The 20,608-nt window shown below is 68.2% G+C and carries 20 protein-coding genes; 9 read left to right on the top strand and 11 right to left on the bottom strand.

Going from position 1 to position 20,608, the window contains the following annotated elements; translation table 11 throughout:
* Positions 1 to 429 precede the first annotated feature (429 nt).
* Complete coding sequence (locus ACWELJ_RS26365) at positions 430 to 1,008, bottom strand: TetR/AcrR family transcriptional regulator (RefSeq protein WP_452368821.1); 579 nt, start codon at positions 1,006 to 1,008, stop codon at positions 430 to 432.
* Between the two features lie 94 nt (positions 1,009 to 1,102).
* Between ACWELJ_RS26365 and ACWELJ_RS26360 the strand changes: the two genes are divergently transcribed.
* The 3 genes from ACWELJ_RS26360 (at position 1,103) to ACWELJ_RS26350 (ending at position 4,186) form a co-directional block, all read left to right on the top strand.
* Positions 1,103 to 1,921: an SDR family oxidoreductase gene (locus ACWELJ_RS26360; protein ID WP_452368820.1), complete on the top strand. Its 819-nt coding sequence runs from the start codon at positions 1,103 to 1,105 to the stop codon at positions 1,919 to 1,921.
* Between the two features lie 14 nt (positions 1,922 to 1,935).
* On the top strand, positions 1,936 to 3,009 hold the full coding sequence (locus ACWELJ_RS26355) for an NAD(P)H-dependent amine dehydrogenase family protein (RefSeq protein WP_452368819.1): 1,074 nt from the start codon (positions 1,936 to 1,938) through the stop codon (positions 3,007 to 3,009).
* Positions 3,010 to 3,226: 217 nt separating this feature from the next.
* The gene (locus ACWELJ_RS26350; RefSeq protein ID WP_452368818.1) at positions 3,227 to 4,186 is read left to right on the top strand and encodes a DUF4253 domain-containing protein; all 960 of its coding nucleotides are present in this window, start codon (positions 3,227 to 3,229) and stop codon (positions 4,184 to 4,186) included.
* Between the two features lie 372 nt (positions 4,187 to 4,558).
* On the opposite strand, the gene ACWELJ_RS26345 is transcribed toward ACWELJ_RS26350, so the two are convergent.
* The 4 genes from ACWELJ_RS26345 to ACWELJ_RS26330 all read right to left on the bottom strand — a co-directional run bounded on the left by ACWELJ_RS26345 (position 4,559) and on the right by ACWELJ_RS26330 (position 9,413).
* Positions 4,559 to 5,071, bottom strand: a complete 513-nt coding sequence (locus ACWELJ_RS26345; RefSeq protein WP_452368817.1) for a hypothetical protein — start codon at positions 5,069 to 5,071, stop codon at positions 4,559 to 4,561.
* Positions 5,072 to 5,197: 126 nt separating this feature from the next.
* Entirely contained in the window at positions 5,198 to 7,189 is a 1,992-nt protein-coding gene (gene ligA / locus ACWELJ_RS26340) for an NAD-dependent DNA ligase LigA (RefSeq protein ID WP_452368816.1), read from the bottom strand.
* An 80-nt stretch (positions 7,190 to 7,269) separates the two neighbouring features.
* On the bottom strand, positions 7,270 to 8,136 hold the full coding sequence (locus ACWELJ_RS26335) for a class II glutamine amidotransferase (protein WP_452368815.1): 867 nt from the start codon (positions 8,134 to 8,136) through the stop codon (positions 7,270 to 7,272).
* A gap of 599 nt (positions 8,137 to 8,735) precedes the next feature.
* Complete coding sequence (locus ACWELJ_RS26330; RefSeq protein WP_452368814.1) at positions 8,736 to 9,413, bottom strand: DUF4232 domain-containing protein; 678 nt, start codon at positions 9,411 to 9,413, stop codon at positions 8,736 to 8,738.
* Between the two features lie 471 nt (positions 9,414 to 9,884).
* On the opposite strand from ACWELJ_RS26330, the gene ACWELJ_RS26325 reads away from it, so the two are divergent.
* From ACWELJ_RS26325 to ACWELJ_RS26315, 3 genes are all read left to right on the top strand, one after another.
* Positions 9,885 to 10,298, top strand: coding sequence for a Fur family transcriptional regulator (locus tag ACWELJ_RS26325; protein ID WP_379100286.1), 414 nt, complete (start codon positions 9,885 to 9,887; stop codon positions 10,296 to 10,298).
* Positions 10,299 to 10,333: 35 nt separating this feature from the next.
* Positions 10,334 to 12,559: a catalase/peroxidase HPI gene (katG, locus tag ACWELJ_RS26320; RefSeq protein ID WP_452368813.1), complete on the top strand. Its 2,226-nt coding sequence runs from the start codon at positions 10,334 to 10,336 to the stop codon at positions 12,557 to 12,559.
* A 185-nt stretch (positions 12,560 to 12,744) separates the two neighbouring features.
* On the top strand, positions 12,745 to 13,596 hold the full coding sequence (locus ACWELJ_RS26315) for an alpha/beta fold hydrolase (protein ID WP_452368812.1): 852 nt from the start codon (positions 12,745 to 12,747) through the stop codon (positions 13,594 to 13,596).
* A gap of 44 nt (positions 13,597 to 13,640) precedes the next feature.
* Here the strand turns inward: ACWELJ_RS26315 and ACWELJ_RS26310 are convergent, their stop codons facing one another.
* On the bottom strand, positions 13,641 to 14,387 hold the full coding sequence (locus ACWELJ_RS26310; protein WP_452368811.1) for an SCO6745 family protein: 747 nt from the start codon (positions 14,385 to 14,387) through the stop codon (positions 13,641 to 13,643).
* A gap of 159 nt (positions 14,388 to 14,546) precedes the next feature.
* Between ACWELJ_RS26310 and ACWELJ_RS26305 the strand changes: the two genes are divergently transcribed.
* Complete coding sequence (locus ACWELJ_RS26305; RefSeq protein WP_452368810.1) at positions 14,547 to 15,257, top strand: metal-dependent hydrolase; 711 nt, start codon at positions 14,547 to 14,549, stop codon at positions 15,255 to 15,257.
* Between the two features lie 53 nt (positions 15,258 to 15,310).
* The gene (locus ACWELJ_RS26300) at positions 15,311 to 15,805 is read left to right on the top strand and encodes a phosphoribosyltransferase (RefSeq protein ID WP_357085819.1); all 495 of its coding nucleotides are present in this window, start codon (positions 15,311 to 15,313) and stop codon (positions 15,803 to 15,805) included.
* A 75-nt stretch (positions 15,806 to 15,880) separates the two neighbouring features.
* On the opposite strand, the gene ACWELJ_RS26295 is transcribed toward ACWELJ_RS26300, so the two are convergent.
* The 5 genes from ACWELJ_RS26295 to ACWELJ_RS26275 all read right to left on the bottom strand — a co-directional run bounded on the left by ACWELJ_RS26295 (position 15,881) and on the right by ACWELJ_RS26275 (position 19,320).
* Positions 15,881 to 16,372 (bottom strand): peptidylprolyl isomerase, encoded by a 492-nt coding sequence (locus ACWELJ_RS26295; protein ID WP_452368809.1) that lies wholly within the window; start codon positions 16,370 to 16,372, stop codon positions 15,881 to 15,883.
* Positions 16,373 to 16,586: 214 nt separating this feature from the next.
* Positions 16,587 to 16,973, bottom strand: a complete 387-nt coding sequence (gene gloA2, locus ACWELJ_RS26290) for an SMU1112c/YaeR family gloxylase I-like metalloprotein (protein ID WP_452368808.1) — start codon at positions 16,971 to 16,973, stop codon at positions 16,587 to 16,589.
* A gap of 50 nt (positions 16,974 to 17,023) precedes the next feature.
* A complete protein-coding gene (locus ACWELJ_RS26285) occupies positions 17,024 to 17,878 on the bottom strand; it encodes a fructosamine kinase family protein (protein WP_452368807.1) in 855 nt (284 codons plus the stop codon).
* A 41-nt stretch (positions 17,879 to 17,919) separates the two neighbouring features.
* Positions 17,920 to 18,708, bottom strand: coding sequence for a helix-turn-helix domain-containing protein (locus tag ACWELJ_RS26280; RefSeq protein WP_452368806.1), 789 nt, complete (start codon positions 18,706 to 18,708; stop codon positions 17,920 to 17,922).
* A gap of 54 nt (positions 18,709 to 18,762) precedes the next feature.
* Positions 18,763 to 19,320, bottom strand: a complete 558-nt coding sequence (locus ACWELJ_RS26275; protein ID WP_452368805.1) for a sugar O-acetyltransferase — start codon at positions 19,318 to 19,320, stop codon at positions 18,763 to 18,765.
* A gap of 30 nt (positions 19,321 to 19,350) precedes the next feature.
* Between ACWELJ_RS26275 and ACWELJ_RS26270 the strand changes: the two genes are divergently transcribed.
* Positions 19,351 to 20,244, top strand: coding sequence for a TIGR03619 family F420-dependent LLM class oxidoreductase (locus ACWELJ_RS26270; protein WP_452368804.1), 894 nt, complete (start codon positions 19,351 to 19,353; stop codon positions 20,242 to 20,244).
* Positions 20,245 to 20,608: the final 364 nt, after the last annotated feature.

Here is a 20,608-nt window from a genome sequence, read left to right as displayed (position 1 = left end):
CCCGGTGCGCCCGGTGGGGCCGGCATCGCCGCGGGCGCGGACCGCGCGAACGCGGGCCGCAGGTCCTCCTCCAGTTCGGCCTGTTGGGCCACGACCTGATCGAGATAGCTGTTGCTCTTCGCCGCCATGGCGGGCAGGCTACCGGCGAAAGACCTTTCGGCCCACCGATATTCGCGCAGCGAACCACCAGCGATCGACGTCCGGGCGGGGGCGAGTGGCGCAGGATCCGAGTCGCCGGGGTGGGCGCGATCGCGCCGGGGTGGCGTGCACACCGGTGAATCCCGGTCCACACCACCAACCGGGCCACATGATCGAACTGTCCGAGACGGAAAGGCAGCGGGTCGCTGGGAGTGGTCGTCGAATTCCGGCCGTTGTTCGCACCCTCGGTCCGGGCGTCGGGCCCGCCGAGATCTGAACACGCCCCCGGCGCTATCCGGCGGCCGGGCGGCCGAGGATGCCGTAGAGGAGCAGGTCCTCGAGGGAGGCGGCGAAGCCGTCGAGGTCGTCGATATCGCGGATGCACATGGCGAACAGGGCGGCCCCGGCGATGGTGTCGAGCACCGTGTTCGGGTCCAGTCCCGGGCGGGCGTCCTGACCGGGCAGGTAGGCGCCGAGCTCGTCGCGGGTGGGGGAGTCCAGGCGGGCCGACAGCTTCTCGTACAGGCCCGAGTCCTCCCGCATCTCGGCCATCAGACCGGGCATGGCGGCGCGGGTCTCGGCGGACCCGAACAGCTGGATGGTGCCGCGGATGACCTTGCGGATCTCCCCGAGCAGATCCGGGGCCACCACCGCGGACCCGACGTCGGGGAACACCGCCTGCGCGATCAGGTGCGCTTTGGACGGCCAGCGCCGGTAGATGGCCGGGCGCGACACTCCGGCGCGGGCGGCGATGGCGTCGATCGAGGTTGCGGCATAACCCTGTTCGACGATCAGGGCGCGCGCGGCGTCGAGGACCGCGGTGTCCACCGCCGGATCGCGGTGCGGGCCGAGCCGGTGGCGTGTGGTCACGGATTTCGTCCTTGTCGCTGCGGGCACGAGTCGTTACAGTCTGTCACAACTAAGTCGTTACGCTCTGTAACGGCTGAGGACTCGAGGAGGAGTCGTGTCAGCCGCCCCGCACATCCCCGACACCTACCGCCCGGTACCGCTGCTGGCCGGAAAAGTCGTCGTCATCTCCGGCGTCGGCCCCGGACTGGGCCACTCCCTGGCCATCGAAGCCGCCCACATGGGCGCCACCCTCGTGCTGGCCGGACGCACCGAGAAACGCCTGCACGAATACGCCGACGAAGCCCGCGCGCTCGGCGCCACCGCCCACGTCGTGCGCGCCGACATCACCGAGGAAGACCAGCGCCGCGCACTCGCCGACCGCGCGGTCGCCGCTGCCGGCCGCATCGACTGCCTGATCAACAACGCCTTCGCCATCCCGCCCATGTACCCGATCACCCAGATCGACGTCGAAGCGCTGCGCGACGCCAACGAAACCAATGTGTTCGCGCCCCTGCGACTCTCGGCCCTGTTCGCCGACGCCCTCGCCGAAACCCGCGGGTCGATCATCATGCTCAACTCGTGCGTGTCCTACAGCTCGCAGCCCGAATACTCCGGCTACAAGCTGTCCAAGGGCGCCCTCGCGCACCTGGCGTCCTCGCTGGCCACCGAACTGGGCCCGCGCGGCATCCGCGTCAACTCCGTCGCGCCGTCGTATGTGTACGAGGACATCAACAAGGCCTACTTCGACTGGCTGGCAAGCCAAGCCAAGCTCACCCACGACGACATCTACCGGCAGAAGGCCGCACCCACCGACCTGGGCCGCCTCGCCGGACCCGAAGAGGTCGCCCGCGCGGCCCTGTTCCTGGCCAGCGACCTCGCCACCGCGGTCACCGGCCAGATGCTCACCGTCGACTGCGGCGAATTCCACCGATGAATCCAGGAGCCACCATGACCACCAAACGCATCGTGCTGTGGGGGACCGGCGTCGTCGGCTCCATGGTGCTGGCCGAGATCGTGCGCCACCCCGCCTTCGAGCTCGTCGGCGTCGGCGTCAGCAACCCCGACAAGGTCGGCAAAGACGCCGGAGACCTGTGCGGGGCCGCCAAAACCGGTGTCCTGGCCACCGATTCGGTCGACGAACTCATCGCGCTGCGCCCCGACGCCGTCGTCCACTACGGGCCCACCGCCGCCTTCGCCGAGGAGAACATGCGCGTCATCGGCGCGTTCCTGCGCGCCGGCATCGATGTCTGCTCGACCGCCATGACCCCGTGGGTGTGGCCGCAGATGAAACAGCTGCCCGCCGTGTGGCGTGACCCGATCACCGAGGCGTGCCAGGCCGGGGGAGCGTCGTGCTTCACCACCGGCATCGACCCCGGCTTCGCCAACGACCTGTTCCCGCTGACCCTCATGGGCCTGTGCGGCGAGGTGCGGTCGGTGCGCGCCTCCGAACTGCTCGACTACACCGACTACGAAGGCGACTACGAATTCGAGATGGGCATCGGCCACCCGCCCGAATTCAAAGCCCTGCTCGAACACCCCGACATGCTCATCATGGCATGGGGCGCAACCGTTCCCATGATCGCCGCCGCCGCGGGCATCGAACTCGACGCCATCACCACCACCTGGGACAAATGGGTCACCCCGACCGACCGCCCGTCGGCCAAGGGCGGCGTCAAAGCCGGCACCGTCGCCGCCATCCGCTTCACCATCAACGGCGTCTACCAGGGCCGCGAGGTCATCACCCTCGAACACGTCAACCGCATCGGCCTCGACGCCGCCCCCGACTGGCCCGCCGGCACCAAGGACGACGTCTACCGCGTCGACATCCTCGGCAGCCCATCGATCTCCCAGGAAACCTCGTTCCGCTTCACCGACGGCTCCGGCCGCACCCCCGCGGTAGCGGGCTGCCTGTCCACCGGCATGCGAGCCCTCAACGCCGTCGCGGCCGTCAACGCCCTCCCACCGGGCTGGGTCACCCCGCTGGACCTCCCACTGATCCCCGGCTTCGGCACCATCCGCTGAACTCCGCACGAAGGTGCTGCCGGCGGACCGGGAACTCCCGAATTCGCCCCGCCGGCAGCACCTTCCACCCGGCTGCGGTCGTGGCATGCCGTTCGAGTTCGCCTATAGGGTGAAGGTGGGCGTCGATGTCATGCAGTGCGCTCAGCGGGCAGCCGACGTGCGCACCATGCCACGAGTGCGACCGCGACCACCACCAGCGGAACGAGGGGGAGCGCCGATGCCGGAGGCGAGCGGAGACGACATGGCGCAACGCCTGCGACAAACCTGGCGGCAAGTCCAGGCCGTCGAGCAGACCAGCGCCGATATCGCCGACCGCGCTCGCGCCCGGCGTGCGACGAGAAATCCCCCACGCCAGACGTTCTCCAGGACGGGCTCGGGCGAGGTCGCGCAGCCTCACGACGCCGACGCGCGGCCCGCGACGGCCGCGGTCCTGGCCCGCGACGACGATCCGGTGACCACCCTGGCCGAGCTGGGTGTGCGCCTGCCACCGCTGTCGCCGCGCCTGCGAACCACGCTCGGCACCTCGGTCTGGACCGGCTCGCTCGAACCCGGGGTATCGGGGCCAGAGCTGTGGACGGCCATCCGTGGCCGATTCCCGCAGACCGGTTGGTGGCCGCTGCTACTGGATCCGGCCGTCTGGACTCGTACCGAATCCGCTGCGCCCCTACCGGATACCGAACTCGACGGCGCCACCTGGTTCGCCACGCAGCGGAACAGCCGTACCGCCGACCACACACCATCCGATGGCGAGCCCGCCCTCGGAATCACCACCTCGAGCCCCGACCCCTTCGACCCGCACCACGACCGGTGGCACGAGCGATGGACCGCCACCACCGGCCGCCCCTACCGCGAACTCGCGGTGATCGCGGCCCCGCACCCTTGGCTGATCCCGGCCTTGCTGGGCTGGTCCGGAGCGATCAACTATCAGATAGGCGCCCGCGAACACACCGCGGTCCTGCGCCATTGGTTCACCCGATGGTCGGCCGAGCCAGTGGGGTTCGGAGCAGACCGACTCCACCTGCGGGTCGCCCATCCGCCCCGAACCCTGCACGAAGCCTCCACCGTCGCCTTCCACGCCTGGCTCTACTGCCCGGACACTTTCGATGGCGCGCAATACGGCGAGATCCCCATCGCCCGGAGCATGACATCCTCGCTGTGGTCATTCTGGTGGGACTGATCTCCCGATCAGTCCCAGCAACCCAATTCACCCGAACAGCAACAATTTCCACTATCCATCCAGCCCACCCATCCAGCCCACCCCGAATCGTCACTGTGACGCATCTATGGGATCTCGCGAACCGGGGGAGGAGCCCAACAAGGGGCACCGGACCCAAACATGGGGCACATCCAACCAATTCGCGCCGAATTAGGCCTGCGCATATCAGACGGACGTTATGGCGGGGAGCGACGGGTCGCCGCGACCTGCTGTGCTCATCACTCGCCGGCAGCGCGCTGGTCGGGTCAGTGGTTGGTTCGACCCGTTCTCTTGGACGTCGTTGTCCGGCGAAGGCTTTGGCGATGAACGGGAGCGAGCTATGAAGTCGATCGCTCAGTCGCCGCCCACCACGTCAGCGCGGACACGCACCGAGTCCGCGAGGTCGGCCCAGCGGTTTCTGGTTGCTGTCAGGGTCGTATCCGGCTCGGCCCGGGCCTTCCGGCGTTGGTGCGCAGCCCATCTCGCGAGCGCATCGGTGATCACATACTGCATGTCCGGGTCCGTCAGATCCAATACCAGGTCGCGGCCGGCCGACTCGGCAGAGGCCGCTGGATGTGTCCGGCGTTCGGGCGCATGACGCTGGATCGACACCGGTCGGGGAAGCGCGGTGTGGTCGACTCGCATCCATTCTTGAACAACATGTAATGGCTGGTCACCCAAACGGAACGCGTCTGCGGCCTTGAGCGAACACCGCAGGCACCGCGCCCGACCCGCGAGCGCCGCTTCCGGCCTGGCGGGTCTTCCGGTGCACCGCAGCGTCCACTCGCCCGTGTTGTGCAGGTCCACGATCAGGTGCGTCACATCCTGTGTGTCGACCGCGCTTCCCTCGACGATCCAGCAATTCATTTCGGAAGCCTAGCCAGGGAATCGGCCATTGTGATCTACGCCGATGGCCGTGTCCTTGTTCGGCCGGCCCGACTACCTTTCCCGATCGATCCACTCGCACCCCGACCGCTCGAGCGAAACACGAGCCTAGGCGACGTTGGCGTCGATCAGCAGCTTCCAGATGTCGGCCTGATCGACCACCTCCACGCCGAGCTTCTCGGCCTTGGCGAGTTTGCTGTCGCCGACACCCGCACCGGTGATCAGCATGTCGGTATTGGCCGAGACCGAGGAAGCGGCCGTGGCCCCGGCCTTCTCGCACAGGCGCTGGAAGGTCGGGCGGGCGATCTTCTCCCCGGAGCGCGGGTCGCTGATCGCGCCGGTGATCACGACGGTCTTGCCGGCCAGGGGAGCGCCGGCGGCGACGACCGGGGGCAGATCCTCGTCGCGCACATCGAGGGAGACGCCGCGTTCGCGCAGTCGCTCGAGTTCTGGACGCAGGCGGGTGAGGTGCGTGTCCAGGGAGGCGGCGACCTTCGGTCCGATGTCTTCGACCTCGACCAGCCGTTCCTCGCCGGCGTCGGCCACCTCTTCCAGCGAGGCGAATCCGGCGCGGGCCAGGCGGGCGGCGGTGCCGTCGGAGGCCATGGGGATCGCCAGACCGATGAGGGCGCGGCGCAGGCCGACCGGGCGGCTGTGGTCGATGGATTCGATCATGCGGGTGGCGGAAACCTCACCGACGCCATCGAATTCGAGCAGTTGCTCCTTGGTGAGGGTGTAGAAGTCCGACGGGTTCTCCAGCAGGCCCGCCTCGGCGAGACGTTCGATCCATTTCTGACCGATGGCGTCGATATCGGCGGCGGCACGGGAGGCCCAGTGGATGAGCCGCCGCACCGTCTGCGCGGGGCAGGAGATGTTGGTGCAGAACAACTCCCGGCTATTGCCCTGCTCGGTCACTGGTTGCCCGCATGAGGGGCAGGTGGTGGGGGCGACGATGTCGAGTTCGGCGCCGGTGCGCGCGGCCGCGTCGAGCACGCCCGCGACGAACGGGATGACGTCGCCCGCGCGGCGCACCAGCACGGTGTCGCCGATCTTGATGTCGCGGGCGCGGATGACCTCCTGGTTGGCCAGGGTGGCTTTGGTGACGGTGGTGCCGCCGACGAAGACCGGCTCGAGCCAGGCGACGGGCACGATCTTGCCGGTCTTGCCGACGTCCCAGATGACCTCGCGCAGCAGAGTGGTCTTCTCCTCGGCGGCGAACTTGAACGCCAGCGCGCCGCGCGGGGAGTTCGAGCGGGTGCCGGCCGCGGCGTAGGCGTCCCGGTCGGCCAGGCGCAGCACCGCGCCGTCGATGTCGTAGTCGAGATCGCCGCGGCCGCCTTCGATCTCGCCGATAGCGGCCTGAGCCTCGACGGTGTCGGCGCAGTGCCGCATGGCCGCACCGGTGAAGCCCAGCGCCTGCAGCCCGTCCTCCAAATCCACCGCGGTGTCCGCAGCGGGGGCGTCGAGGTCGAAGCCGAAGAACCGCAGCCGCCGCTCGGCCACCGTGGCCGGATCCTTCGCCCGCAACGTGCCCGCGGCGGCGTTGCGCGGATTGATCAGCGGCTTGTCGGGGTGGACGGTGTTGTAGGCGGCGAAGGTGGAACGCAGCATGACGGCCTCGCCGCGGACCTCCACCCTGCCCGACAGCTCGACGCGGTCCGGGACGCCGTCGACGAGGGCGCGCACGAGCGGGGTGACGTCGTCGCCGGTGGTGCCGTCGCCGCGGGTGACCGCGCGAGCCAGGCGGCCGTTCTCGTAGATCAGCGACAGTGACAGTCCGTCGAGTTTGGGCATCACGACCACCGATTGGCCGGGGAAGCGCGCGAAGAACGCGGCGACCTGCTCGGGGGTGGTCGCTTTCTCCAGCGACAGCATCGGGCGCGTATGCCGGACCGGGGCGTGCAGTACGCCCGGCGCGCCGACCTGGTCGAGCGGGTTCGGATCCGGGGCGAGCCCGGGATGGGCCTGGATCAGGCCGCGCAGCTCGTCCTCGATGGCGTCGTAGTCGGCGTCGGCGACCAGCGGTGCGCCCTCGTAGTAGGCGGCGCGCAGCGCGGTGATGCGTTCGGCGAGTTCTCGGATTCGTACCCCAGGTTCCACAACACTGGACGGTACCGATACCGGCCGACATTCTCGTCAGGTCGGCCTGGTCGACACCCACCATGCCGCGGCGGCGATCGTCAGTGCGCGGCCTGGGAGGCGGCGGCGGTCTCGTTCAGGTCGGCGAGCGACAGCAGGTGGCGGGGCGAGGAATCCCGAATGATGCTGGATCGCACGTGCAGCTGCCCGGTGACATGGAGCAGTTCACCGGAGGCGAGCAGCCGCCATCCGGGGTCGTCGTCCATGCGTTCGGTGGCGATCACGACAGCGGGATAGTCGGTCAGCACGCCACTGCTGGCGCGAATGCCCCGACGACTCGTGTGGTCGAGCCGCTGATCACCCTGCGCGCCACCGGCGGCACGCTCGAGGACATACAGGTCGTGGGTGTCGGGATAGCGCAGGGCCCACAGGTCGGTCGCGGTGGTGAGAATCAGGTTGAGCGCGTAGAGCGGCAGCCGGTCGGCGATCCAGCCGACCGCGTCGGTGATGCCCGCGGTGACATCGCCCCCATGATGGTCGATCCGGGCCGTGATCAGGGCGAAGAAGCGCTCGGAGTCGGTGTCGCCGTGGACGAGTCGGCGATAGTCGCCGAGTTCGTGCTCCAACTCGTCGAGCCCCTCCAGCACCCCGTTGTGCGCGAACAGGCGCCCGTGCTGCTCGAACGGATGGGTATTGTGCACGGTCAGCCCGCCCGTGGAGGCGAAGCGGACATGTGCGACGAAGGTTTCGGATTCGCATGCGCGGGCCTCCTGCGCGAAGAGCCGATCCTCGTAGGCAGCGATCGGCTGCTTCTCCACCAGCGGCGCGCCCGCCGCGGTGAAGGTGCCCAGGCCCACACCGTCAGGTTCGCGGTGACTTTGCCGGGACAGGCTGTCGGGCGCGTTCAGCAACCAGAAGGTGGCGCGCACCCGCTGCGGCGCGGCCGAGAGTCCGAACAGGCGGCACATGACCAACTCCTCAGATAAGAAGCGAAGACACGCGGACTGCACGACAGCACGGCCGGGCTGAGGGATGACAGGACCATGTCATCCACGCCGTCGGTGCTCGAGCATTCATCGTATGCCGCGCATTCCGCCATGCGCGGGAGTGTCGGTTCTCTAGCTCTGGGTCACCTTCGGTGGTGGCGGCGTTGGGCGAGCAGGATGCGGAGGCCGGCCACAGCGACATCGTGGTCCCAGTCGCGGCCGCACAGGAATCAATACGTCACAGTGACGTATTGATGGCATCTCGCGGGCCAGGGGGAGCGGCCCAAAAGGAGGCTTCGGATCCAAACATGGGTCACATCCAGCCAATTGACGCCGGACAGGAAATTTTCCATCAAATGGCATGCAGGCCAGAAATATTCATGCAGGCCGATTCACACCCTGTGAGCAACACGGTTTCACGCCGGGAAGGGCGCGCGCAGGCAGTTCCACCGAGCCGAGCGTGCTGAGCCGGATGCACGCGAACACGCAACGTGCACAACATGTTTCAAGATCAACACCGTCGCCGTAAGCGCGCCGATAATCAACACTATGTCAAGTAGCGGCGCGCGAGGCCTTCCCCGCTAGAACGGCGTGATCGCTCGGACGACGAGCATGCGCTGGGGGCTCGGGCAGATCAGGTTGTCCCAAGGCAGGGACAGGGATTCGGTGTTGTCGGGCGGGTAGACGCGCAAGGTGTTGGTGCGCAGGGCGGCGCAGTCGTTGACCTGTTTGGGGTAGCTGATGAATTCGAATTGGGCGGCTCCCCCGTTGGCGGACAGGGTTACCGGGGTGACCTGCGGGGCCTGGGGGCCCTTGTCGCGTTCGGCGGGCTCGCCCACCGGGTCGCCCTGGGGGCCGTTGGTTTGGGAGACGCCCGGGAAACCTTCGAGGACGCAGGCGGTGGAGCTCTTGTTGATGAACTTCAGGAACCAGGTGCCGCCGATCTGGCCGCCGTGGCCCTTGTCCAGGATCAGCTGGGCGGTCGCGCACTTCGCGGTGCCGGTGGGCGCCTGGGTGGTGGGGTCCCCCGCCGGGGCTCCGGTGGTGGGCGCCGGGGCGTCGGTGGTTCCCGGGGCGCCGCCACCGGGCTGGTCCGGCTGGCCCGGCTGGCCCGGCTGGCCCGGCTGGGTGGGTTGGGTTGTTTGACCGGCCGGGGCCGTGGTGGGCAGGGGCTTGGGTGTGTCGGAGGGGTCGCAGGCGGTGGTGGTGAGCGCGACCCCCGCGGCGAACGCGACGACAACCAGTGACTTGATTCCCATGAGAAACCTCCAGACGCGAAACCCGACCGATGACGTACGTGGTGCACATCCGTGGGGTCCGAGTAGCCGTTACGAAACCCGGGGCGAGAAATCCGTGGAATCACCTGTGGGTCAAGGCAGTTCGTCGTAGACTGCCGCGAAAACCCCAGATCCGGGTGTGCTTCGCGAAAGCGTTAACAGGTACCGGGATTCTCTGTGCCCCCAAAAGATGGGGCCGATCAGGACGCTTCTCCCCCGCCGCGAGGTCACCGACCGGATCACCGACCGGCGGACGCGATGGACCGCCCTGAACCGAGCGACGCGTGGACGCCATTCACCCGCCCGGGCGGCAATATCGCCTACTGTCGGGAGCAGGTCGCCTGGTCGGCCTCTCCCCCGGGAATTCTCCCCACACGCCGAAACCAATACTTGATTGATTCCAGAAAAAGGGGCAGACTTCGTGCTGTGCCCACGCCTACCGATTTCGAGCGCATGTTGCGCGGGGCCGCTCTGCGCGTGACCGCACCGCGGCTCGCGGTACTGACCGCTGTGCACGACCACCCCCACTCCGACACCGATACGATCCTCGGCTTCGTCCGCGAAACCCTGGGCGGAGTGTCACACCAGGCCGTGTACGACGTCCTCAAAGCCCTGACCACCGCGGGGCTGATTCGCCGAATCCAACCCATGGGATCGGTCGCGCTCTACGAAACCCGTGTCGGCGACAACCACCATCACGTCGTGTGCCGCACCTGCGGCGTCATCGCCGACGTGGACTGCGCCGTCGGTGAGGCCCCCTGCCTCACCGCCTCCGACACCAACGGCTTCGCGCTCGACGAAGCCGAGGTCATCTATTGGGGTTTGTGCCCCGAATGCTCCAAAACCGCTGCCACACAAAACAAGTAGCGGCCACACTCGTGGTCGACAACAAGATCACATCCATGGAAGGACGACACACCGTGCCTGAACACCCGCCCATCGGTGAAGCCAATACCGAACCCGCCGCCGGTGGCTGCCCCGTCTTGCACGACCGGAATTCCGACCCGGCCGAGGGCGGTAACGCCAACCGTCAGTGGTGGCCCAACCAGCTCAACCTGAAGATCCTGCAGAAGAACCCGGCCGTCGCCAACCCCATGGACGAGGGCTTCGACTACGCCGCCGAGTTCAAGACCCTCGACCTGGCCGCCGTCAAGGCCGACATCGTCGAGGTCATGCACACCTCCCAGGACTGGTGGCCCGCCGACTTCGGTCACTACGGCCCCTTCTTCATCCGCATGTCCTGGCACGCCGCCGGCACCTACCGCGTCCAGGACGGCCGCGGCGGCGCCGGAGCCGGCATGCAGCGCTTCGCACCCCTGAACTCCTGGCCCGACAACGCCTCCCTCGACAAGGCCCGCCGCCTGCTGTGGCCGGTCAAGAAGAAGTACGGCAAGAAGCTGTCGTGGGCCGACCTCATCGTCTACGCCGGCAACGTCGCCCTCGAGGACATGGGCTTCGACACCTTCGGCTTCGGCGGCGGCCGCGTCGACCAGTGGGAGCCCGAGGAGGACGTGTACTGGGGTCCCGAGACCGAATGGCTCGGCGACGCCCGCTACAGCGGCAAGCGCGACCTCGACAACCCGCTGGCCGCGGTCCAGATGGGTCTGATCTACGTCAACCCCGAAGGCCCCAACGCCAACCCCGACCCGGTCCTCGCCGCCATCGACATCCGCGAGACCTTCGCCCGCATGGCGATGAACGACGAGGAGACCGCCGCCCTGATCGTCGGCGGCCACACCTTCGGCAAGACCCACGGCGCGGGCCCGGCCGAGCACGTCGGCCCCGAGCCCGAAGCCGCCCCGCTCGAAGAGCAGGGCCTGGGCTGGCGCTCCGACTTCGGCACCGGCGTCGGCCGCTACGCCATCACCTCCGGCCTCGAGGTCACCTGGACCCCCACCCCGACCAAGTGGGACAACAGCTTCCTCGAGACCCTCTACGGCAACGAGTGGGAACTCACCAAGTCCCCCGCCGGCGCCCACCAGTGGGTCGCCAAGGACGGTCAGGCGATCATCCCCGACGCGTTCGACAACACCAAGCGGTGGCTGCCCACCATGCTGACCACCGACCTGTCCATGCGGATGGACCCGATCTACGAGCGGATCACCCGCCGCTGGCTCGACCACCCCGAGGAGCTGGCCGACGCCTTCGCCAAGGCCTGGTACAAGCTCACCCACCGCGACATGGGCCCCAAGGTCCGCTACCTCGGACCCGAGGTGCCCGAGGAGACCCTGCTGTGGCAGGACCCGATCCCCGCGGTCGACCACGAGCTCATCTCCGACGCCGACGCCAAGGCCCTCAAGGCCAAGATCCTCGACTCGGGCCTGACCGTGGCGCAGCTGGTCTCCACCGCCTGGGCCGCGGCCTCGTCCCACCGCGGCTCGGACATGCGCGGCGGCGTCAACGGCGGCCGCATCCGCCTGCAGCCGCAGGCCGGCTGGGAGGTCAACCAGCCCGACGAGCTCGCGCAGGTGATCCGGGTCCTCGAAGGCATCCAGGCCGACTTCGGCAAGCCGGTGTCCTTCGCCGACCTGGTCGTGCTCGCCGGTAACGCCGGTGTCGAGAAGGCCGCGCAGGCAGGCGGTTTCGCCGTCGAGGTGCCGTTCCGTCCGGGCCGGACCGACGCCACCCAGGAGCAGACCGACGTGGAGTCCTTCGCCGCGCTCGAGCCCGCCGCCGACGGCTTCCGCAACTGGGTCGGCAAGGGCACCCGCATCCCGGCGGAGTACCTGCTGCTCGACAAGGCCAACCTGCTGACCCTGTCCGCACCGGAGATGACCGTGCTCGTGGGTGGTCTGCGCGTGCTGGGCGCCAACCACTCCGGTTCGCAGCTGGGTGTGTTCACCGACAAGCCGGGCGTGCTCTCGACCGACTTCTTCGTGAACCTGCTCGACATGTCCACCAAGTGGGCTCCGGCCGACTCCGAGGACAGCAGCTACGTCGGCACCGACCGCGCCACCGGCAAGACCGTGTGGACCGCCTCGCGCGTCGACCTGGTCTTCGGTTCCAACTCGCAGCTGCGGGCCCTGGCCGAGGTGTACGCCGAGGACGACTCGAAGGAGAAGTTCGTCAAGGACTTCGTCGCGGCCTGGACGAAGGTCATGGAGCTGGACCGCTTCGACCTCGTCTGAGATTGATCCGGCCGGTGTGACCGGTTGAGACGATGCCCCGAGCCCCTGTGGTTCGGGGCATCGTTGTTGTTCGTGGTTCTCGGAGCAGCTGAAAGGTTTGCATTCGCATGTCTGCATGACTGAATGCATTGTCTATCAACGATCTATCGGTGACATAACAGTGAAACCTGTTCTATCGTGGTGGTGTGGATGTCACCTACGAGAGCACCCGACGCGAAATCGCCACGGACAAAGGCGTTCTGCGCTACCACGAAGCCGGCGACGGCCCTCCCCTACTGCTACTGCACGGTTCCGGGATCGGCGTCAACGGCTGGCGGAACTTCCGCAACAACCTGGGCTTCTACGCCGACCACTTCCATTGCCACGTCCTGGAATTCCCCGGATTCGGCGTCAGCGACCCGGTACCCGGACACCCCGTACTCACCGCCGTCGACGCCGTCATCCGCTTCATGGACGCCCTCGGCCTCGACTCCGCCGCCATGCTCGGCAACTCCATGGGCGGCGTCGTCGCCTTCAATGTCGCCATGGCGCACCCGCAGCGCGTCGAGAAGATCATCGCCATCGGCGGGGTCGGGCAGAGCCTGCTCGCCATGACCCCCAGCGAAGGCACCCGGCTGCTGTCCGAATTCGCCGACGCGCCCTCGCGCGAAGGCCTCCTGCGCTGGCTGCGCTGCATGATCTACGACCCCAAGATGATCACCGACGACCTCGTCGAGGAACGCTGGACCGCCGCCACCGACCCCGCCGCCCAAGCCAGCCTCAAAGCCATGTACGGATCCGAAGCGCTTGCCCTGCAACAACAATTCCTGGAGAACTCCCCCACCCCGCCCTACTGGTCCATGCTCCACAAGATCAAGAGCCCCGTCCTCATGACCTGGGGCGGCGACGACCGCCAATGCCCCACCGACATGGCCCTCATCCCGCTACGGCAGATCCCCAACGCCGAACTGCACATCTTCCCCAAATGCGGGCACTGGGTGATGTACGAGGCCAAGGAAGCCTTCGAACGCGTCACCCTCGAATTCCTGCACCGCTGAGCAGCACTCCCGGGTGGGCCGCCCACAGCCCACCCGGAACACCCTCAGCGGCCGCCGAACACCACGCCCTGACAGGCGGTCAGCAGCGACGCCAACTCCTCGCCCTGCTTGTCGTCCAGCACCGCGAACGCGGGCGCGATCAAATCCTCGGTGATCTGCTCGGCCTGCATCCAACGACCCTTCAACTCCGCGGTGATCTCGTCGAACGGCTCCGGCCAGCCGAAATTGCGCGCCTGATCCGGCCCCGCCGTCAACGGCGACCCCGCGATCAGCACCGCCTGCAACGGCGTCAGACCACTGCCCAGCACACCGATCAGATGCAGCCCGCCGCGCAACTCCCGCAGAATGTGGATCAGCTGCAACACCAGACCCGGCGCGTCCTCGGCCTGCGGCAGCGCCCGCCAGCCCGCGAACAACGGCACACCCGCCGGATCCGCCGCGGCCACCACCGGTAGCAGTAGCTCCGCCAACCGGCCCGAATCATCGAAGTCCGCCAGCTTGCGGCGGCCGAAGTCCTGGCAGGCCCTCAGATAGCCCGCCGCGCCCGCCTCCGCCGACATCGCCGCCGTCGACTCCCACGCCTGCCGGATCGTGCCGGGACGGAAGAACCCGAACGCCGCGGTCACCACATCCGCGTCCACGTCGCCCAGCACACCGCCGCGGCCACGCGTATAGCCCGGCAGGAAGCCGGGGACACCGGTGCTCTCGGAGAAGGATCGGGCCTCCCGGGAGAACATGAATCCCCCACCGATCTGCTGAATCTGATCCTTCACCGCGGACGCTACCGACATGTCCGATCCTCTCTGAACGGAAAGCGCAATCGATCCGAGACTATTGGAGGCCCACCACCCCATGCACCCGGGTCACCCGAAAGCGATCCGGAACACACCCCGAAAACCAAACCGGCTGCCCCGAAAAGGGTTTCGAACCCGTACGTTAACCTTCAAGCGGTGCTAGGACATTCACATGCGACCAGCGGCGCCCTCGCCTGGTCAGCGGCGGCCGCGGCGCTGCCGCTCACCGTCTTGACCTATCCCGCAGTGCAATCCGGGGCCATCGGCTCCGTCGATCTGGTGATGGGCACCTTCCTCACCGCGGGCGCCGCACTGCTCCCCGACGCCGACCACCCCTCGGGAACCATTTCCCATGTGCTCGGACCGATCTCGCACTACGCGTGCAAGTTCATCTCGTGGATCTCCGGCGGGCACCGCCACGGCACCCACTCCTTCGCCTTCGTCGCCGCCGTCACCTACGGCACCTGGGCCGGCGAACACCTGCTCGGCCGCAACTTCACCCTCGCCCTCGTGTTCTTCCTGCTCGCCCTCGCGGTCAAGGCACTGGGCCTCGCCCCCAGCGGCGACGGCCTCAAATCCTGGGGCACCGTGGTCATCCTCGCCGTCTGCGGCACCTTCGCCATCGACCACTGGATCAGCGACAAACCCGCCTGGCTGCCCTTCTCCGTCGGCCTCGGCGCACTCGCCCACCTCATCGGCGACTGCCTCACCGACCGCGGCTGCCGGCTGCTGTGGCCGCTGAAACTGCGCACCCGCGTCCCGATCATCGACCGCACCGGCAACAAGATCGAAACCATGGTGCTGGTACCGCTGTTCGCGCTCGCCACCCTCGCCCTGCTCTGGTACACGATCACCCACCAGCCCTGACCCGGGCTCGTATGATCACCAAGACCACCGCAGCGGCCAGAACGGAGTCGAGCATGAGCGATCGCGAAGAACTGAGCTGGGAACTGTTCGGAAACGCCGGCCGGGAACTGGCCCAGCTCATCGCCGACGACGGCTTCGAACCCGACCTCATCCTCTCCATCGCCCGCGGCGGGCTCTTCGTCGCCGGCTCCCTCGGCTACGCCCTCGACGTCAAGAACCTCCACGTCATGAACGTCGAGTTCTACACCGGCGTCGACCAGCGCCTCGACCTGCCGGTCATGCTGCCGCCCGTACCCAGCGCCGTCGACCTCACCGGCGCCACCGTCCTGGTCGCCGACGACGTCGCCGACACCGGCAAGACCCTGAAACTGGTGCGCGACTTCTGCTCCGACCACGTCGCCGAGGTCCGCTGCGCGGTCATCTACCAGAAACCGCATTCCGAAGTGGACTGCGAATACGTGTGGAAACGCACCGACAAATGGATCAACTTCCCCTGGTCGGTACAGCCACCCGTGGTGGAACGCAAACCCCGCGTACTCGACGCCTGAACGCCCTGCGCGGCAACGACAACGGCCCGGAACCTCGACAGGTTCCGGGCCGTTCGTTCCGTTGTCGCGAGTAGGTCAGACCAGCTCGGCGGACAGGATGGTGATGGCCTCGACCGGCACATCCTGGTGGCCGGACTTGTTGCCGGTCTGCACACCCTCGATGGCGTCGACGACGGCCTCACCGTCGACGACCTTGCCGAACACCGCGTAACCGAAGCCGTCCTGACCCGGGTAGTTCAGGAAGCCATTGTTGCTGGTGTTGATGAAGAACTGCGCGCTGGCCGAATGCGGGGCCGAGGTGCGCGCCATGGCGACGGTGTACTTGTCGTTCTTGAGACCGTTGGCGGCCTCGTTCTCGACCGTCTGCGGGGCCGGCTTCTGCTGCATGTTCGCAGTCAGGCCGCCGCCCTGGATCATGAAGTTCGGGATCACGCGGTGGAACACGGTGTCGGTGTAGTGGCCCGACTTCACGTAGTCGACGAAGTTGGCAACGGTCTTGGGTGCCTTGGCTTCATCCAGTTCCAGGGTGATATCCCCAGCGGAGGTCTTCAGGAGCACTTTGGTCATGTCGCCCATCGTATGGGAGTGCCCGATTCAGCGACCCGGCGGTATCGAATACCCGCTCCCCTCTTCGAGGTTCGCTGGTGATGGGTGTGGTCAGCGAGGTGCGCGCGGTAGTGCGTGCTGGAATATGCTCGAAACAGAGCCACATGCGTAGATGCGCATAGTTCCATTTCCTAATGGTCGATTCAGAGGTTCCGCGATTCCGGAAACCAGACCCTCAGGCTTCGTACAGCTCGAGCGGCAGACCGTCGGGATCGGTGAAGAACGCGTACCGCTTCCCCGTGTACTCGTCGACCCGTTCCTCCTCGACGGCCACTCCCCTCCCCCGCAGCTCAGCCAGCGCCTCCCCCACATTCGGCACCACGAAGGCCAGATGCCGCAGGCCGGCCGCCTCGGGCCGGGAGGGGCGCGGCGGCGGCTCGGGGAAGGAGAACAGTTCCAGCTGCCCGCCGTCGGGCAGGGCGAGATCCAGCTTGTACGAGTGCCTTTCCGCCCGATAGTTCTCGGCGACGACCCGCAGCCCCAGTATTCCGGTGTAAAAGGCTTTCGACTTCTCGTAATCGGAGGCGATGATCGCGACATGATGGATTCGCTGTAGCTGCACTCCCCGACGCTACCGCTCTCAGCGAAATGCCATCCCGATCCCGGGGGGCGTCAACCCGCGAGGGCGGAGGCCGCGGCGGCGAGCAGCATGCCGCGATAGGAGCCGCCGAAGAGGACCACGTGCACCAGCAGAGGATGCAGCTGGTGCAGTGGGACTCGTTGCCGCCATCCCGAACTCAGTGGTGTGGCGTCCTGGTAGGCGCCGAGGACGCGGTCGAGGTAAGGCGCGCCGAACAGTGCCAGCATGGCGAGGTCGGTTTCGCGGTGTCCGCCGTGCGCGGCGGGGTCGATGAGGATCGCGCGGCCCGCCGACCACAGGATGTTCCCGGACCAGAGGTCGCCGTGCAGGCGGGCGGGTGGTTCGGGTGGTCCGGCGAGGTCGGTGATGCGGTCGATGACGCGTTCGAGCAGTCGGACGCCGTCGCGGCCGAGTTCGGGGGCCGCGGCGGGCAGGTAGGGGGCGAGGCGGTGTTGGGCGTACCAGGTTCCCCACTCCCCTGTGCCGAGGGTGTTGTCGAGGGGCAGGGTGGCGATGTAGCCGGGCCAGGGTGCGCCGAAGGTGTCGGGGTGGGTCGTGTGCAGGGTGGCGAGGTCGTGTCCGAGGTGTGCGGCGGCGATGGGGTCGGCGGGTTGTGGTGGCTGCCAGGGCAGGACGAGCATGCGGTTGTCGGCGGCGATGACGGGTGGGACGAGGTGGGTGGGTGCGGTCGCGAGCCAGCGCAGTCCGGTGGCTTCGGCGGTCAGGATGTCGTCGATGCCGGTGTCGGGGTCGATGGCTTTGACGAATAGTTCTCGTCCGTCGGTCATTTCGGCGCGGTGCAGGGTCCAGGCGTGGCTGTGGCCGAGGGGGTGCAGGCGCGCGACGGGGGTGCCGGTGAGGTGGGCGAGGTGCGCGGGCACGTCCATGGATTCTCATTGTGCGGTATCGGCCCATCCGCGCGGACCGGCTAGTCGGATGGGGTGAGCCGTTCCCGGAGCAGGGCGGCGGTGGCGGCGTCGGCGGGCAGGAAGGCTTCGATGGCCAGTTCGGCGACGGTCACGTTCATGGGTGTGCCGAAAACGGTGGTGGCGCTGAGGAAGGCGAGTTCGTGGCCGTCGAGCCGCAATCGCAGCGGCACCACGGCTTGGTCGGGTTCGGGCAGTCCGGGTCCGTCCTCGCCGCCGGGGTAGGTGCGCAGGTCGTCGAGCAGGGCGGCGAGTTCGGGTGACCCGGTGACGTCGATCTGGCGTTGCAGTCGTTCGAACAGGTGTCCGCGCCATTCGGCGAGGTTGATGATGCTGCCCGCGAGGCCGTCGGGGTGCAGGGTCAGGCGCAGCGCGTTCACCGGTGGGCGCAGCAGCGCGGGGTCGATGCCGTCGAGGAACAGGGCGATGCCGGCGTTGGCGTCGATCATGGTCCAGGCGGCGTCGATGGCCAGGGCGGGGTGGGGTTCCAGGCCGGTGAGGATCTGGCGGACGGCGTCGCGGATGGGGCGCATGGCGGGGGTGTCGAGTTCGGGTTCGGCGTAGACGGGGGCGTATCCGGCGGCGAGCAGCATCCGGTTGCGTTCGCGCAACGGGATGTCGAGTTCGTCGGACAGGTGCAGCAGCATGTGGCGGCTGGGGGTGGCGCGGCCGGTTTCGATGAAGCTCAGGTGCCGGGTGGAGGTGTCCGCGCGTCCGGCGAGTTCGAGCTGGCTGAGCCGGCGCGCGGTGCGCCAGTGGCGCAGCAGGTCTCCGGCGGTGGGTGTCGCCATCCTCCGATCCTACGAACGATCAACCACCGCAATCCATTACCTCGCGGGTAAGGCTCACAGGTCGCGGATGACGCGGGCCGGGTTGCCGGCGGCGAATACCTGGGCGGGCAGGTCGCGGGTGACGACGCTGCCGGCGCCGACGACGGTGTTCGCGCCGATGCTGACGCCCGGGCACACGATGACCCCGCCGCCGAGCCATACGTTGTCGCCGATGGTGATGGGTGCGGCGGTTTCCCAGCGGGCGCGGCGCAGTGCGTGGTCGTCCGTCGGGTGCAGGGCGGTGAGCAGTTGGGCGCGCGGGCCGATGGAGACGTCGTCGCCGATGGTGACCGGGGCGCAGTCGAGGATGATGGCGTCGTAGTTGAGGAAGCTGTTGCGGCCCAGCCGGATCAGGTGGCCGTAGTCGCATTGGAAGCGCGGCATGATCCAGGAGCCTTCGCCGATCGCGCCGAGCAGTTGTTCGAGCAGGGCGCGCCGTCGGGTGTCGTCCCCGGCGCGGGTGGCGTTGAAGGTGTCGAGCAGTTCTTGGCAGCGGCGGCGTTCGGCGACGAGTTCGGGGTCGTTGTCGCGGTAGAGCTCGCCGGCGAGCATGCGGTCCTTGTGTTCACCCACGCCTCCATCCTGTCTGGTATCACCGAAGGGGTGAAAATTGGCTTCTCACTTCCGCAGTTCGGTGCCCAGGCCCGTGAAGGGGCGCGGATCGCGCAGTACGCGACCGCGTTGGAGGAGGCGGGGGCCGACAGCCTCTGGGTGGGTGACCGGCTGATCGCGGCCACCAACCCGACGGTCGGGTATGGCGGGACGGACCGGATTCCGGACGAGTTCAACGCGGTGCTGGATCCGTTCCTGGTGCTGGGGATCGCGGCGGCGGTGACGCGGCGGGTGCGGTTGGGCGCGAATGTGCTGATCGCGCCGCTGTATCGGCCCGCGCTGCTGGCGCGGTCGCTGACCACGATCGATGTGGTGAGTCAGGGGCGGCTGATTCCCGGGTTCGGGATCGGGTGGTCGCCGGAGGAGTACGCGGCCGCGGGTGTGCCGTTCGCGCAGCGTGGGGCCCGGCTGGAGGAGACGCTCGACGCGCTCGATGCCATCTGGTCCAGCGATCCGGCCGGGTACGAGGGCCGTTTCGTGTCGGTGCCCGAGCATCGCAGTGAGCTGAAGCCGGTGCGGCGGCCTCCGATTCATCTGGGCGCGTTCGATCCGGCCGCGCTGGCGCGGATCGGGCGGCGCGGGGACGGGTGGCTGCCGGTGGTGCCGGTGCCGGGCCCGCCCGGGTGGGGCAAGCAGCTGCTGGCGTTGCGCGCGCTCATCGATGAGGCGGCGTTGGACGCGGGGCGTGATCCGGCCGCCATCGGGACGGTGTTGCGGGTGAATGTGGCCGCGGGCACCGACCTCGAGCAGGTGGCGCGGACCGTCGAAACGGTCGCGGCCGACACCGGATTCGATGACGTGTTCATCGATCTGCTCTATGTCACCGACTCGGTCGACGGTATGCGGGAGGCGGCGTTGCGGCTGTTGGAGCGGCTGCTCGGCTGAACGGCGCGGTATCGGGGCGGTGCGCGGCCCGGTACCGGAAGGGTGGCCGTCCATGACAGAGCCCGAGCGGAGGCCGCTGACCTCGGGATGGGCGTAACCGGCCGGCAACGGGCATACTCGATCCCGTTGTGCCACAGGGCCGCCGGGCGACCGCTCGGGGACGCGGCCCGGGTTCGTGTCGAAGGGAGTCCCGTCCGGTGCGGTTGCGGGCGAATCCGGTCGTGCTGGCCGGAGTCATCGGAGTCGGAATGCCGGTGCTCGCGGCGGGGGTGATCGCGGCGCTCACCATCGACGACGGCGGTAGCGGGCCGGACGCGGCCGACGACACCACCGCCCCGGGCGGCGCCGCGGGGAGTGCCGCGCC

The sequence above is a fragment of the Nocardia sp. NPDC004582 genome (genome assembly GCF_053602115.1).
The sequence above is the reverse complement of the archived record's forward strand: the minus strand, read 5'-3'. Positions and strand labels throughout refer to the sequence as shown.

Excerpts from the sequence above, each read along its gene's own strand:
- ACWELJ_RS26300 (WP_357085819.1), top strand. The coding sequence starts at position 15,311 with ATGAGCGATCGCGAAGAACTGAGCTGGGAACTGTTCGGAAACGCCGGC.
- ACWELJ_RS26285 (WP_452368807.1), bottom strand. The coding sequence starts at position 17,878 with ATGGACGTGCCCGCGCACCTCGCCCACCTCACCGGCACCCCCGTCGCG.
- katG (WP_452368813.1), top strand. The coding sequence starts at position 10,334 with ATGGAAGGACGACACACCGTGCCTGAACACCCGCCCATCGGTGAAGCC.
- ACWELJ_RS26335 (WP_452368815.1), bottom strand. The coding sequence starts at position 8,136 with ATGTGCCGCCTGTTCGGACTCTCGGCCGCGCCGCAGCGGGTGCGCGCC.
- ACWELJ_RS26310 (WP_452368811.1), bottom strand. The coding sequence starts at position 14,387 with ATGTCGGTAGCGTCCGCGGTGAAGGATCAGATTCAGCAGATCGGTGGG.
- ACWELJ_RS26295 (WP_452368809.1), bottom strand. The coding sequence starts at position 16,372 with ATGACCAAAGTGCTCCTGAAGACCTCCGCTGGGGATATCACCCTGGAA.
- ACWELJ_RS26325 (WP_379100286.1), top strand. The coding sequence starts at position 9,885 with ATGTTGCGCGGGGCCGCTCTGCGCGTGACCGCACCGCGGCTCGCGGTA.
- ACWELJ_RS26345 (WP_452368817.1), bottom strand. The coding sequence starts at position 5,071 with ATGAATTGCTGGATCGTCGAGGGAAGCGCGGTCGACACACAGGATGTG.
- ACWELJ_RS26280 (WP_452368806.1), bottom strand. The coding sequence starts at position 18,708 with ATGGCGACACCCACCGCCGGAGACCTGCTGCGCCACTGGCGCACCGCG.
- ACWELJ_RS26350 (WP_452368818.1), top strand. The coding sequence starts at position 3,227 with ATGCCGGAGGCGAGCGGAGACGACATGGCGCAACGCCTGCGACAAACC.
- ACWELJ_RS26330 (WP_452368814.1), bottom strand. The coding sequence starts at position 9,413 with ATGGGAATCAAGTCACTGGTTGTCGTCGCGTTCGCCGCGGGGGTCGCG.
- ACWELJ_RS26355 (WP_452368819.1), top strand. The coding sequence starts at position 1,936 with ATGACCACCAAACGCATCGTGCTGTGGGGGACCGGCGTCGTCGGCTCC.